This window comes from Variovorax boronicumulans, from assembly GCF_040544675.1.
Taxonomy (GTDB): domain Bacteria; phylum Pseudomonadota; class Gammaproteobacteria; order Burkholderiales; family Burkholderiaceae_C; genus Variovorax; species Variovorax boronicumulans_D.
Genome location: NZ_JBEPKK010000002.1, coordinates 344,251 through 359,930, shown reverse-complemented (window position 1 = coordinate 359,930; position 15,680 = coordinate 344,251). Strand labels below are relative to the sequence as shown.

Below are 15,680 nucleotides of genomic sequence, written 5' to 3'. Positions count from 1 at the left end.
GCGGATCCTCATCGTGGAATCTCTGCACCCGCACCCCTCGTATTTATTTTTTTCCGAAGCCGTGCAGCCCATCGTCGACGGGGCCGGCCACGTTGCCTTCGCGATCCGGCGTGGGGCCTGTCGCAAAAGTCGCGCCAATTTTACTGTGCGTCCGCGCTTGTGCAACCAGGATATCGCGCATGCCGTGCGCGAATATCAGCCCGTATCATCGAACGACGATGAAGGTGCCGCGCACCAGGAAAGAGCGATGAAGATGCCTTGCACCCGAGGTCCCGGAGATTGCCCCGGCACGACTTCGAACCCCTCGCAAACGACGGGCGGGAGCCGCCGATGCTGATCCTCGGCATCAGCGGCGGCTTGGACCGTCCGCGCCGCGCCAGCGACCACCAGCAGCCCATGGCGCTCGACACCTGGCTGCACGACAGCGCGGCGGTGCTGGTGCGCGACGGCATCGTGGTGGCGGCGATCGAGGAGGAGCGCATCAATCGCATCAAGCACTCGGGCCACCGGCCCGAGGAAGCGATCCGGGCCTGCTGCCGGCAGGCCGGAGTGTCGATCACCGACGTCGACCGCATCGCCTATTTCATGGAGGAGCAGAACTTCGATCTGCTGGTCGGCTTCCGCGCGCTGCTGCGGCCGCGCGCGACCGGCGTGCATCCGTCCGGACGCAGTTTCCTGGCGGCCGCGCTGTCGGCCTCGACCGGCGCGGCGATCGACGAAAGCCGGCTGCGCTTCATCGAGCACCATCGCTGTCACGCGGTGAGCGCGTGGACGACCTCGGGCTTCGACGAGGCGCTGGTGCTGACCATGGATGGCGAGGGCGATCTCGCGTCGGGCTCGGTCTATCGCGCGCATGCGCGTTCGCTCGAGGTGCTGCGCAAGCTCCCGATCCGCAACTCGCTGGGCGCGTTCTACACGCAGGTCACGCGCCTGCTGGGATTCAAGCCGCGCGACGAATTCAAGGTGATGGGGCTGGCGCCCTATGGCGATCCCGAGGTCCACGCAGCGGCGTTCGAGCGGCTCATCAGCTTGCAGGAGAACGGCGAGATCGTGGTCCACCAGGAGCGCCTGCCCTCGCTGCTGCGCCTGTTCCGGCCACGGCGCGTGCACGAGCCGATCACGGCCGATCACCACCATCTCGCGGCCGCGCTGCAGCGCACGCTCGAGCGCGCGGTGCTGCATCTGTTGCGACACTTTCGTGACAGCACGGGCCTGCGCAAGCTCTGCCTGGCCGGCGGCGTGGCGCAGAACTGCGCGATGACCGGCGCGATCGAGCGCAGCGGACTGTTCGACGAACTCGCGGTCTGCTTCGCATCGCACGATGCCGGCTGCGCGCTCGGCGCCGCGATGGCGGTCGCGCTGGACGAAGCGCCCGCCGCCGCGGCGCCCGCGGCGAACGCGTGCGCCTCGCCGTTCCTCGGCCTGGCGCTCGACGAGGCGAGCCTGGAGGCGCGGCTGCAGCCCTGGGCGCCGCTGCTGCAATGGCATCGGCCGGACGACGTCGTGGCGCACAGCGCCGACCTGCTCGCCGAAGGCCAGGTGCTGGGATGGATGCAGGGCCGGTCCGAGTTCGGTCCGCGCGCGCTCGGCCATCGCAGCATCCTGGCCGACGCGCGCCCCGCCGCCAACAAGGACCGCGTGAATGCCATGGTCAAGAAGCGCGAGGCCTTCCGGCCCTTCGCGCCGTCGGTGCCGCTGGCGGATGCCGCGCGCTACTTCGAGGTGCCGCAGGGCCGCGAGTACCCGTCGATGGGCGTGGTGGTCAAGGTGCGCGAGGAGCACCGGGCCTTGCTCGGCGCCGTTACGCACGTCGACGGCACGGCGCGGCTGCAGACGGTGACGCCGCGGGACAACGAGCGCTTCTGGCAATTGCTGCAGGCCTTCGGCGCGCGCACCGGAACGCCGGTCCTGCTGAACACCTCGTTCAACAACAACAGCGAGCCGATCGTCGACACGCTCGAGGATGGACTGGCCTGCCTGCTGACCACGGGCATCGACCAGCTCGTGGCCGGCGAGCTCGTCGTGAGCCGGCGCGGCGCGACCGCCGACGGATTGCTGCACATGGCCATCGAGGTGCCGCCGTACCTCGAACTCAGGCTGACGCAAGCTTGCGACGACCAGGGCCACAGGACCGTGCGCCACCTGATCGCCAACGACTACTCGGACAAGTACTACCGCCAGGTCGAGCAGGAAGTGTCGCAGCCGCTGTTCCGGCTGCTGCTCGCGGCCGCGCCCGATCGATCGATCGGAGCGTTGCTCGACGAACAGGGCAGTGCGCACGAGAGCGTCACGGCCGAATTGCTGGCGCTGTGGGCGGCCCGCCTCGTGGATGTGAGGCCGACGCGCTAGCGCGCACCCGAACTTTCAAGAACAAAAGTTTGTAGCGCGCGGAGTTGGCGGTATGCTTTACGCCAGGAGTTGATCGAGGGGAACGCGGCATGCCGACACGGTGAACGTGCGGCCAGCGAGGGAACCGCCGGGCCACCGGCGCGCTGGACGGGTTCGATGCCTTCGAACATACATACAAGTGCCAACGATTTGTCCAGTGGAGCGCTCATGACAACCAGAATGACCCGACTGATCCTCTATGTGCGGGACGTCGCGCTGCTCAAGAATTTCTATCAGGAGCATTTCGGACTCTCCGTCATCACCGAGGAGATCGAGAACGAATGGGTCGTCTTCGATGCGGGTGGCGTCGAGCTCGCGCTGCACCTCGTCGGCGAGGCGTTCCGTGCGAAGCCGGCGGGCAATCACAGCGGCACCAACGCCAAGTTCGTCTTCACGATCTCGTCGGACCTGGCGCAGCACAGGGACAAGCTGGCGGGCGCGGGCGTCGCGGTGCAGTCGCTCAAGCGCTACGACGGATTCGACTACGCGATGTACGACGGCGTCGATCCCGAGGGCAACATCTTCCAGGTCATGAAGCTCGACTAGATGGCCGGGCATGCCTCCGATGGAAGCCGGGTCTTCCGCTTCGCCCGTTCCGGCTAGCCGGACATGCAGGCCGAGACATCGGATGCGCGCGCCGCGAGAACGCTGCCGCTGACGCTGGGGCAGCGCCGGCTCTGGGCGCTGGCGCAGCGGCACGCGGGCGATCCCGCCTACCACCACCTGAGCGCGCTGCGGCTGTCGGGCCCGCTCGACGAAACCGCGCTCGCGGTCTGCCTGCGGCAGGCCGTGTCCCGGCACGACAGCCTGCGCATGCGCTTCCCCGCCGTGGACGGACAACCGGTCGCGCGCATCGAGCCCCATGCCGAACTTCCGTGGCAACGCCATGACCTGAGCGCGCTCGGCGAAGCCGCGCGGCAGGAGGCGCTGGCGCGGTGCGCGCACCAGGAAACGCGCCGCCCCTTCGACCTCGAGCGCGGACCGCTGATGCGGGCGAGCCTGTTCGCGCTCGCGCCGGGCAGCGCGGTGCTGCTGCTGTGCCTGCATCACATGGTGATGGACGGCTGGTCGCTCGGCGTGCTGATCGAGGACATAGCGGCCGCCTACGTCGCCTACACCTCGGGCCGGCCCGCGGCGCCGAGCTCCGCCGTCTCCCGCATCGACGACTACGTGGCCGATGCGCTCGATGCCGCGCGCCAGCCCGCCTATCTCGCATCGCTGGCCTACTGGAAGAACCATCTGGACGGACTGCAATGGACCCGGCTGCCGGCCGATGCGGACCCGGCCCGGCCACGGCCGCAACTGCGGCGCGGGCGCACGCTGCGGCGCCGCTTCGACGGCGTGATGGCGTCGCTCGATGCCTCGGCCCGCGCGCTGCGCGTCACGCGCTACCAGTTGCTGGTCGCCGCCTTCCTGCGCTTTCTCGCCTGCCGCACCGGCAAGCGCGACCTCGCCATCGTCACGCTGCTGGCCAACCGCCACGAGCGGCAGCGGCAACGCCTGGTCGGCTATCTCGCCAACACGGTGGTGGTGCGCCATCGCTGCGCTGCGGACGACACGGTGGCGTCCTTCGTCGCCGACGTGTCGGCCACCCTGCGCGATCTGCTGCGCCATGGCCAGGTGTCGCTCTACAGCATCGCGCACGAGGCGCCCCAGGCCGTCGCCGAGCCGCCCTCGATCCTGTTCTCGCTGCAGAACACGCCGCTGCCGCCGCTGCAGCTCGGCGAGGTCGAGATGGCGACGCTCGACCTGGAGACCGGCATCGCGAAATTCGATCTCAGCGTCTACCTGGCCGAGGCCGGCGACGGCATCGACCTGTGGATCGAGTACGACACCGGCCTCTACCGCGAGGCCGGCATCGAGCAGTTCGCCGCGGGCTTTCGCAGCATGCTCGTGCAGTTGTGCGAGGCGCTCGAACAGCCGGCGCTGCCGGTCGACCGGCTCCTGCCCGAGGGCATCCCCCTGGGCATGCTCGAAGGACCCCGCCTGGCCGCGCGCGAAGCGCCGAGCCTGCTGCAATCGCTGCGCGACCAGGCCGCGCGCCGGCCCGATGCCATCGCGCTGGAAACGCAGGACGGCACGCACTTCAGCTTCGCGCGGATGGAGGCCGGCATCCGCGCGGTCACGGCCGCGCTCGACCGCCTCGGCGCGCGGCCGGGCGAGCGGGTCGCCGTGCTCGGCGAGCGCAACCACGCGACGCTCTGCGCGATCTGGGCCTGCCTTGCGCGCGGCCTGAGCTACGTGCCGCTGGCGCCGGACCTCCCGCCCGCGAGACTGCGGCTGATCCTCGACGACGCGGCCGCGCACTGGCAGCTCGCCGACGGCCCGGTGCAGGATCTGCCGGGCGAATGGCGGGACCTGTCGTCCTGGCTGCGCGAGGCGCGGCCGATCGCGCTCGACGACTTTGAACCCGCGCCGCTTTCGCCCGAGCTGCCGGCCTACCTGCTCTACACCTCCGGCTCGACCGGCGGCCCCAAGGGCGTGCTGGTGTCGCGCGGCAGCCTGGAGGCGTTCTGCGGCGCGATGGACCGGATCGTCCCGCGCACGCGCGCGCAGGAGCAAGAGGTCTGGCTCGCGGTCTCCAGCCTGTCCTTCGACATCTCGATGCTCGAGCTGCTGTGGTCGATGAGCCGCGGCTTCCACGTCAGGATCGGTTCGCTCGCCGCGCTGTGCGAGGCGCCGGCGGACGAGGCGTATGACGCGGCCGGTGCATTGCCCGCGCTGGGCCTGTTCTATTTCGGCTCGACCGAACACTACGAACCGCAGGATCACCTCGCGCTGCTGCGGCAGACCGCGCAATGGGCCGACCGCCAGGGCTTCGACACGCTGTGGACACCCGAGCGGCACTTCACCGCGTTCGGCGGCTTCTTCTCCAACCCGGCGCTGACGGCCATGCACCTGGCGGGCCTGACGCAGCGCATCGCGATCCGCGCCGGAAGCGCGATCGGGCCGCTGCAGCACACGCTGCGCCTGGCCGAGGACTGGGCCGCAGTGTCGCGCCTGTCGAACGGCCGCGCCGGCCTGTCGCTCGCCACGGGCTGGAACCCGGCCGATTTCATCCTCGCGCACAGGCCCCTCGCGCAACGCGCGGACACGGTCGCCGGCCAGTTGCGCGATCTGCGCGCGCTGTGGCGCGGCGAAGCGGTGCCGTTCCACGATCCCGATGGCCGCTATTTCGAGGCGCGCATCCCGCTGCCGCCGCAGGCCGCCATCCCGCTGTCCATGACGGTGTCGAACCGGCCCGAGCAGTTCGAGGCGGCGGCCGAGCAAGGCGTGGACGTGCTGACCCACCTGCTCGAACAGGACATCGAGCAACTGGCGCGCAATGTCGAGCGCTACCGCCACAGATGGCAGGCGCTGCATGGCGAGGACGCGCCGCGCGGACGGGTCACGCTGATGCTGCACACGCACGTCGACACCGACGACGCCCGGGCCGCGGCAGTGGCGCTGCCGCTGCTCGTGCGCTACCTCGACGGCGCGCGCGATGCGCTGCGCAGCCTGGCGCCCGCGATCGAGGCGCCCACGCAGGAGGCCTTGCTCGACGGCGCGGCGCGGCGGCTGGTCGCCGACCGCAGCCTGATCTGCGGCCCGCGCACGGCGCGCGAGCGCCTGCGGCGGCTCCATCGCCTGGGCGTGGACGAGGTGGCCTGCCTGATCGACTTCGGGCTGCCGGCCGACACCGTCGCCGCCAGCCTCGAACGGCTCGCGGCGGCACGCGACGCGGGCAGCAGCACCGACGCGGCCGGGGCCGCAGCCACGCACCTGCAATGCACGCCGTCGGCCGCCCGGTTGCTGCTCCAGCAGGACGGACGCCTGCCGCGCGCGCTCGAGCGGCTCGCCTTCTGGGCCGTGGGCGGAGAGGCGCTCGACGACGGCCTGCTGCGGCGCATGCGCATGGCCTCGGACGCCCAGATCGCGAACCTCTACGGCCCCACCGAGGCCACCATCTGGGCCACCGCCTGCGGCGTGCCCGCGCGGCGCAGCGGCCCCTCGGGCATCGGCACGCCGCTGGCCGGCGTGCGGGTCCATCTGCTCGACGAGATGCTGCGTCCGGTGCCGCGGGGTGTGGAGGCGCAGCTCTACATCGGCGGCGTCGGCGTCGCGCAGGGCTACTGGCGCAGGCCGGCGCAGACCGCGGCCGCCTTCGTGCCCGATCCCTTCGGCGCGCCGGGCGCACGGCTGTACGCCACGGGCGACCGCGCGCGCGTCGATGCATCCGGGCGCCTGGTGTTCATGGGCCGTCAGGATGCGCAGGTCAAGATCAACGGCTACCGCGTCGAGCTGGCCGCGATGCGCGAAGCGCTGGCGCGGCACCCGGCGGTCGCGGATGCGCAGGTGCTGGTCTGCGGAACGCGAACGCCGGACGCCGCGCCGGCCATCGTCGCCTTCGTGGTGCCGCGCGGCGCGGCCGACGACCGGCTGGCCGAGGCCCTGCAGGCCCATCTCGCGCTGCAGTGGGAGGTCGGCACGCTGCCGCGCGACATCGTCTGCATTCCCGAGCTGCCGCTCACCGCGAGCCAGAAGGTGGACCTGCGTCGGCTCGAGGAGATCCACCTCGAAACGCGCGCGCCGACCTCCACCCTGCCGCGGCCGGCGCCGGCCGCGCACGACGCCCTGCACGCGCTGTGGCGCGAGGCGATGCCGGGCTTCGACGGCCTGGCGGACTTCCATCGTTCGGGCGGCAATTCGCTGATCGCGCTGCAGTTGCTGGCGCGCGCCAATGCGCACTTCGGCGCGGAAGTCACGCTGCGCGACTTCTACAGCGCGCCCACGCTCGCGGGCCACCGCCGCGCGATCCTGGCCGGCGGGCCCGGCGCGCAAGGGACGGCCCTGGTGCGCGTCGCACGCACGGCGAGCTTCCCGGTCTCGTCCGCGCAGCGCGCGATGCTCATCCTCGATGGCCGCGGCGAGGCCCGGGCCTACCACGACCACGTGGCGCTCGACATCGAGGGGCCGCTCTCGGCCGAGGTGCTGAGGCAGGCCTTCGAGGCGCTGGTGCGCCGTCACCGCATCTTCACCACCGCCTACCGCTTCGACGAGGGCGACTACCTTCAGGTGTGGCGCGAGGATCTCGCGCCGGACTTCCGCGTGGCCGCCGTGGACGGCGCATCGCCCGAGCAGGCGCTGCGCGCGTTCGCCGACGAGCCCTTCGACCTCCTGAACGGCCGCGTGGTGCGCGCGCTGCTGCTGCGCACGGGCGAGCAGACGCACTGCCTGTGCCTCGTGATCCACCACATCGCGAGCGACGGCGCCACGCTGCGCCTCGTGCTGGTCGAACTGCTGCGGGACTACGGCCGCATCCTCGCGGGTTCGGCGGCCGAGCCGGCCGAAGCGCCGTGGCAGTACGTGGACTTCTCCGACTGGCAGGCCCGCCACCTCGCCGCGCGACGCGACGAGCTGGCGGCCTTCTGGGCCGCGCAGACCGAGCGCTGCCGCGCCGCGACCGACGTCGGCGCCGCGGCGACGAGCGCGCCGCCGGCCGGCCATCTACGCGTGGCCATCGGCGCCGAGCCGGCGCGGGTGGTCGACCTGCTGAGCGCGCGCCACCGCGCCGGCGAGTTCAGCGTGCTGGTCGCCGCCCTATGCCTGGCGATGGAAGACGCAGGCACGGACCGCCTCGTGACGATCGCGACGGATGCGCGCAACCGCGAGCGACCCGAGTTCGAGCAGGTGCCCGGCATGATGGTGAACCAGTTGCTGCTGCCGATGCGCCTGCCGGAGCGCGGCGATGCCGGCGCACTCGTGCAGTCCTTCCAGCGCCAGTTGACCGATGCCTTCAGCCACCAGGCCTACCCCTACGAATGGCTGGTGGCGCAATGGCGCCAGGCCATGGGCACCCATCTGGCGCCGCACTTCGATGCCAAGTTCGTCCTCAACGACGCGCGCACGCCGCTCGAGAGCCTGCACGGGCTGGCGATCGGGGAGCGCGTGCTGGCCCCGAGCGCGGCCAAGTTCGGCCTGCTGATCAACCTGCAGCGCGACGCGGACGGCTTCTCGGGGAGCGTGGCGTTCGATCCGCTGCGCCATTCGGAGCGTGCGGTGCGGGCGCTATGGGACGATTTCCTCGCCGTGCTCGCGCGGCTGGCGCAGATGGACGACATCCAGCTCGAAAGACAGGCGCTGGCCGCGCGGCGCGCGGCATCACGCAGCGAAAACAGCGAAGGCGGCGGGGCCGCGCTGCTCGCGCAACTGCAGAAGGCGCGCCGCCGACCGGCCGGCCCCTCGGAGGCTGCCGTGCGGTTCGTCGCGGCCGATGCCCACTGCCCGGTGCCGCGCATCGAGCCCTGCCGCCCCCATGCCACGCTCGCGGACAGCGCGCTCGAAGCCCGCGCGGAACTGGTCGCGCAGTTGCAGCGCCACGGCGCCGTGCTGGCCCGAGGCTTCGCGGGCGTGAGCGCCGAGGAATTGAGCCGGCTCGCGATCGGCCTGTGCGGCGAGCTCGTCGGCTACACCGAACGCTCCACGCCGCGCACCCGGCTCGGCGAGAAGCTCTACACCGCGACCGAGCATCCCGCGCACCAGCGCATCGAACTGCACAACGAGAACGCCTATGCCCACCAGTGGCCGGGCACGCTGTTCTTCTGGTGCGCCGCGCCCGCGGCGTCCGGCGGCGAGAACCTGCTCGCGGATTCGCGCGCGGTGCTGGCCCGCCTGCCCTGGGCGCTGCGGGAGCGCTTCGCCGAACGCGGCGTGCTTTACCGGCGCGAGCTCGGCCCGCCGCTGGGCATGCCGTGGCAGTACGTGTTCCAGTGCGAGCGGCCCGAAGAGGTCGATTCCATCTGCCGCGCCGCCGGCTACGACGTCACCTGGCATTCGCAGACGCGGCTGAGCCTGTCGCGCGTCGCCGCCGCCATTGCGACGCATCCCGTCACGCAGGAAGCGTCGTGGTTCAACCATGCGCTGTTCTTCCACGAGTCCAGCCTCGAGGGCGCGGTGCGCGCGTCCATCCGCGACCTGTACGGCGACGGCTACCTGCCGAACCGATCTTTCCATGGCGATGGCTCGCCGATCGGCGAAGACGAGATCGCCGCGCTGCGTGCCGCCTACGCGCATTGCGAGCGCCGGCTGCTGCTCGAGAAGGACGACGTGCTGATGGTCGACAACCTGCTGATGGCGCATGGCCGCTGCGCCTTCGAGGGCCCGCGCGACATCCGGCTGATGATGGGCCGCACGATCGGCTCGCCGGCCCAGGCCTCCCACGAACCGCGTAGATTTCCCACGACATGAAGAACGAACTCCGAGACGCATCGCCGGGCTATCCGCTCTCGCCGCAACAGCAGGCGCGCTGGCGCCGCGACGAACCGCCGCAGCGCTACGTCGTGCGCCTGCGGCTGCGCGGCAGCCTGCAGCGCGAACGCCTGCTCGCCGCGCTCGATGCGGTGGTGCGGCGCTACGAGATCCTGCGCACCTCGCTGCAGGCCCCGCGGGACGGCGCCGAGCCGGAACAGAAGATCGCGCCCCACCTGCCGCTGCCGGACCTGCCGCAAGACCTGCCGGCGCCCGCGCAGGCAACGCCCCTGTGCGCCGCGCTGCGCGAGACCGACACGGGCTGCGTGCTCGAGCTGGGCCTGAGCGCCTGGTGCGCCGACCGCTGGTCGGTCGCGGACCTGCTCGGGCGGATCTCCGACCTCTACCTGGACCGGGCCCTGGCGGACCCGGCGCTGGTGCTCCAGTACGCCGACCTGTCCGAAGGCTACCGCGACCTGCTGCGCGATCCGCAGGGCGGCAGCTACTGGGCGGGTCGGCAGCTCGCCGTGACGGACCAGACGCCGCCGGCCGCGGCGCACGACGACGAACGAAGCGCCACGCTGCGCTGCGACCCCGCGCAGGGCGACGACTGGCTGTTCGCACGCTGGGTCCTGTTCCTGTCGCGCTGGACGCGGCGCGGCCGGGTTGCATCGGGCTATCTCGCGCCGGGCAACCGGTTCGCGGGCGATGCCGACATGCTCGGCCCGATCGGCCGCGTGCTGCGGCTGCCGTTCGACGTCGACTGGAGCGGCGGCAGCGCGCGCGCGGCCGCCGCCATTGCCGGGCAGGCGGCCACAGATCTTTCCCATGCGGAGCATTTCGATGGCGCGGCAGCCGCCGCCGGCGGCGATCCGCGCTTCCTGTTCGTGCCGGCCTGTCCGCTGCCCGCGCGCTTCGCCGGCCTGACGGTCGAGGAGGCCACGCTGACGCCGCCGCCCTCGGCGGCGCTGCTGGAGCTCGCGGTCGACGCGCCCGGCGAGCTCCGGCTGACCGGGCGCGGGCTGACGCCCGCGCAGTTCGACGCCGCGGCCGCCGGCCTCGGCCGTCTGCTGCGGCCCGCCGACGACGAGGCGCACCAGCGCCTCGGCGCCCTGCCCTGGCACGCACCCGCGGACACGGACATCGGCGAGGCGGTCGCCCGCTGGGCGCGCGAGCACCCGCAACGACCGGCGCTGATCGGCGAGACCACGACGCTGTCGTATGCCGAACTCGACCAGGCCGTCCGCGCGGCGGCCGCTGCACTGCGCAGCCGCGGCATCCGCCCCGGACACACGGTGGCGCTGAAGACCCCGCGCGGTCCGGCATGGATCGTCTGGTGGCTCGCCATCTGGCGCGCCGGCGGCGCCGTGCTGCCGCTCGCGGCCGATGCACCCGAGGGCCGCACCGGCGAGAGCTGCCGGCGCGCGGGTGCGCGTCTGCTGATCCGCACCGACCCGCCGGCCGCAGACGCCGACGGCCTGCCGCCGGTGCTGGCGCCGACGGCCTCTGGCCCTTCGGACGCCGACGGCGCGGACGCGCACCGCCCGCATCCGGCCGCGCCCGCCTACATCCTCTTCACCTCGGGCTCGACCGGCGCGCCCAAGGCCTCGGCGGTCAGCCACGCGGCGCTCGCGGCCTACCTGGGCTGGGCAGCGCCGCGCTACGCCAGCGAGCGGCGCGGCGGCACCCTGGTGCATTCGGAACTCACATTCGACTTCACGCAGACCTGCCTCTGGCTGCCGCTGCTTGCGGGCGAGCCGGTCCGCTTCGCGCCCGACCCCTTGCCGCTCGATGCGCTGTACGGCCTGCTGGCCGACGCCGACCAGGCGCCGCTGTCCTTCGTCAAGCTCACGCCGGCCCACCTGCAGGGCATCGCGGCGCTCGAATCGCTGGACCCGCGCCCGCTGCGCTGGCCGGACCACGTGGTGGTCGGCGGCGCCGCGCTGTCGGGCGCGATGCTGCCGCGCTCGCTGCGCGAGGCCGCATCGATCGTGCACAACGAATACGGGCCGACCGAAGCGACGGTCGGCTGCTGCGTGCACAGCGAGCCCGCCGATGCCCTGGCGCCCGGGCCGGTGTCGATCGGCGCGGCGACGCCGGGCACCGCGCTGCGCGTGCTCGACGACCGGCTGCAGCCCGTGGCCGATGGCGAGGACGGCGAGCTTTGCATCGCGGGCGCGCAGTTGGCGCAGGGCTATGCGGGCCATCCGCGCGAGACCGCGCAGCGCTTCCTGCCCGATCCCCAGGGCCGGCCCGGCGAACGGCTCTACCGCACCGGCGACCGCGTGCGCCGCACCGATGCGGCCCACCATGTCTTCCTCGGCCGCCTCGACGAGATGATCAAGCGCAACGGCGTGCGCATCGAGCCCGGCGAGATCAGCGCGCAGATGCTGTGCCATCCGGCCGTCTCGGGCTGCCACACCTTCGCGCGGCAGTTGCCGGACCAGCCGCAGCCGGCCATCGTCTGCGCCGTGACCACCCACGCGGCCGTCGAGACGCGCACGCTGCATGCCTGGCTCGCGACCCGGTTGCCGGCGCTCATGCTGCCCAACCGCATCGTGGCGATCGAACGCCTGCCCTGCACGCCGCAGGGCAAGGTCGACGAACGACAACTGCTGGCGGAGCTCGCGCAGGCCGACAGCGCCGACGCGGGTCCGCTGGCACAGGGCATCGAGTCGACGCTCGCGGCCATCTGGCGCACGGTCCTGGGCGTGCCGACGCTGGGACCGTCCAGCCATTTCTTCGCCGAGGGCGGCGATTCGATCCGCGCGATCACCGTCGCGGTGCAAGCGCGCAGGCAGGGCATCATGCTGTCGGTCGAGCACCTGTTCGACCACCCGGTGCTGCGCGACCTCGCGGTGGCAGCCTCGGCGCTCGAAGGGCCACGGGCTTCACCCGCGCCCGAGCTTGCGCCGCGCAACACCGACGCGCCACCGGGCGTCGAGGACAGCTTCCCCGTCTCGCAGTTGCAGATGGGCATGATCTTCCAGAACGAAGTGGACGGGCGCTACCACGACATCTTCAGCTACCGTCTCGGCCTGCAGCTCGACGAGGCTTGCCTGCACGAGGCCGCGCGGCGGCTCGTGGCGCGCCATCCGGGCCTGCGCACCACCTTCGACGTCGCACGCGACGGCAGCGCGGTGCAGCAGGTCTGGCCACAGGGCGTGGAACTGCTCGCGTGCGAGGACCTCTCGGCCCTCGCGCCGGATGCGCAGCAGCAGCGGATCGCGCAGTGGATCGAAGCGGAACGCGAGCGCGGCTTCGATGTGCGCACGCTGCCGCTGCTGCGCTTCCAGGTGCAGCGCCTGGACGCCGCAACCATCCAGTTCACCGTCAGCTTCCATCACGCGATCATGGACGGCTGGAGCGACCAGCAGATCCACACGGAGCTGTTCGCCGACTACCGCGCCCTGGTCGAGCAGCGGCCGGACACCATCGCGCCGCCGCCCGGCCGCTATCGCGATTTCGTCGCCGCCGAATCGGCCGCGATGCAGTCCGCGTCGACACGGGCCTTCTGGCAGGACTACCTCGCCGGCGCGGCGCTCACGCCGCTGGCGCCGCCCGGCGCGGCAGGGCCCGAAGCGCTCGCGGCGCAGGACGGCGCCCATCGCAACCATCCGGTGACGCTGCCGCCGCGGATCTACGCGCGGCTGCAGGAGGCCGCGCGCCAGTCCAGCGAGCCCCTGGCCGTGCTGCTGCTCGCCGCGCATCTCGTGGCGCTGCGGCTGCTGACGGGGCAGCGCGAGATCCTGTCGTGCAGCGTCGCCAACGTGCGCCTCGACGAGGAAGCCGCGGAACGCAGCGTCGGCCTCTACATCAACACGCTGCCGGTGCGCGCCGCCATCGGCGACGAGAACTGGCGCGCGCTGGCGGGCCGGGTCGGCCGGCAGCAGCGTGAGGCCTTCGGCTTCCGGCGCCTGCCGTTCTCCGAGATCCAGCGCGACGCGGGCGGCGAGCGGCTGTCCGAATCGCTGTTCTACTTCACCAATTTCCACAACCGCATCGCGGCGACACCGGCGCTGGTGCAGCACGACCGCTTCGCGCACGAGGTCACCAGCTTCGCGATGACCGCGAGCTTCAACGTCGAGCCGGCCAGCGGCCTGATCTCGTACAACCTCTGCCTCGACGCGCGCCGCTTCAGCCAGGCGCGTGCCGACCAGGTCGCGCGGTGCTATCAGGCCGCGCTCGAGGCGCTCGCGAACGACATCGATGCGCCGCTGCCAACGGCGCGCGCACTGCCGTCGTTGCGCCCCTCGGTGCTGGTGGCCGACGAGGGCACGGGCCCGGCGACGCACCTGCCCGCGCTGTTCGCCGTGCAGGCCGAGCGGCACCCCGAGGCGATCGCCGTGCGCGCGGCCGATGGCGACATGCGCTACCGCGAGCTGGACGCGCGTTCCGCGGCCGTGGCGGCTGCCCTCGGCGCGCGCCGGATCGGCCCCGGCAGCGTGGTCGGGCTGATGCTGCCGCGCACCGCGGCGCTGGCCGTCGCGCTGCTGGGCGTGCTGCGCGCCGGCGGCTGCTTCGTCGTGCTCGACCCGGAAGATCCGCCGTCGCGCTTCGAGCGCATCGCCGAAGACACGGCACTGGTGGTCTGCGGCGAGGATGGCGCACGGCGGCTCGGCCCGCGAGGCTGGGCGAGCCTGCGCGCGCTGGAGGACGAGGCGCGGTCGCTGCCCGCGCCCGCGCCCACGCCCGTGCGCGCCGGCCCGGCGCTGCCCGCCTACCGCATGTACACCTCGGGATCGACCGGCGCGCCGAAGTGCGTCGAGGTCAGCCACGCGAGCTACGCGAACGTGCTGGTGCATTTCCGTTCGCTGCTGGGCACCGGGCCGGGCGACCGCGTGATGCTGAGCTCCGCCCTCAGCTTCGACATCAGCCTGCTGGAGTTCGGCCTGCCGCTGGCGAGCGCGGCGATGCTGCAGATGCTGAGCCGGGAAGAGGCGCTGACCCCCGCCGCCTACCAGCCGGCAAGCGACATCGCCGGCCGCACCGTGATCCAGGCGACGCCCTCGCTGTGGTCGGCGCTGCGCCTGCGCGGCTGGCAGGGCGTGCCGCGCACCCAGGCGCTGGTCGGCGGCGAGGCGCTGCCGGCGCCGCTGGGCCACTGGCTGTGCGAAGTCGCGCAGGAGGCATGGAACTGCTACGGCCCGACCGAGACCACCATCTGGTCGACCGCGGCGCGGCTGGGCCCGCAGCGGCAGAGCATCGGTGTGCCGATCGCCGCGACCCGCTGCTACCTGCTCGACGACCGGCTCGATCCCGTGCCCCAGGGCAGCATCGGCACGCTCCACATCGCCGGCGCCGGCCTGAGCCTGGGCTATGCCGGGGCGCCGGGCGCCACGGCGGCCGCCTTCCTGCCCGATCCGGCGGCGGCGGGCGAACGCATGTACTGCACCGGCGACAGCGCGCTGCTCGACGAGACGGGCGCCCTGGTCTTCCTCGGCCGCAGCGACCGCCAGGTCAAGATCGCCGGCCACCGCCTCGAGCTGGCGGAAGTGGAGGCGCGGCTGCTGGCGCATCCGGGCATCGCCGAAGCCGCCGTGGTCCACCATGCGGCGCTCGACGACCGGCTGGTGGCCTATCTGGTCGCGCGCGGCGAGCAGGCGCCCCCCACGGACATGGCACTGCGGACCTGGCTGTCCGGTCACCTGCCGCCCCATGCGCTGCCGCGCGCCTGCGTCTGGCTGGCGCAGTTGCCACGCAGCCGCAACGGCAAGCTCGACCGCAAGGCGCTGCCCGCGCCGCCCCAGGGCCGGCCGGTGCTGAGCACGCACTACGCCGCGCCCGAGGACGCGCTGGAACAGGTGCTGCAGCGGATCTGGGCCAAGGTCCTGAAGGTCGAGCAGATCGGCGTGCACGACAGCTTCATCGAGCTGGGCGGCTATTCGCTGACGGCCATCCGCGTCATCGCGCAGATCCGCGAACTGTTCGACGTCCAGTTGGATGCATCGGTGATCTTCAAGACACCGACCGTCCGCCAACTCGCCAACCACCTGCGGGACAACGCGTCCGCCGACGCGCAGCTCGGCGCCAAGGCCGAACTCCTGCTTTCGATCCTCTGAAAA

4 protein-coding genes are annotated in these 15,680 nt (G+C 72.4%); all 4 read left to right on the top strand.

What is annotated here, in order from left to right; all coding sequences use genetic code 11:
- Positions 1-330: 330 nt before the first annotated feature.
- The 4 genes from ABIC90_RS04980 to ABIC90_RS04965 all read left to right on the top strand — a co-directional run bounded on the left by ABIC90_RS04980 (position 331) and on the right by ABIC90_RS04965 (position 15,677).
- A complete protein-coding gene (locus tag ABIC90_RS04980; RefSeq protein WP_354352941.1) occupies positions 331-2,349 on the top strand; it encodes a carbamoyltransferase family protein in 2,019 nt (672 codons plus the stop codon).
- A gap of 207 nt (positions 2,350-2,556) precedes the next feature.
- Positions 2,557-2,934, top strand: a complete 378-nt coding sequence (locus tag ABIC90_RS04975) for a VOC family protein (protein WP_354352940.1) — start codon at positions 2,557-2,559, stop codon at positions 2,932-2,934.
- Positions 2,935-2,997: 63 nt separating this feature from the next.
- Complete coding sequence (locus ABIC90_RS04970) at positions 2,998-9,615, top strand: MupA/Atu3671 family FMN-dependent luciferase-like monooxygenase (protein WP_354352939.1); 6,618 nt, start codon at positions 2,998-3,000, stop codon at positions 9,613-9,615.
- Complete coding sequence (locus tag ABIC90_RS04965; protein ID WP_354352938.1) at positions 9,612-15,677, top strand: amino acid adenylation domain-containing protein; 6,066 nt, start codon at positions 9,612-9,614, stop codon at positions 15,675-15,677. Before ABIC90_RS04970 ends, ABIC90_RS04965 begins: the two co-directional genes overlap by 4 nt.
- The last annotated feature ends 3 nt before the right edge of the window (positions 15,678-15,680 follow it).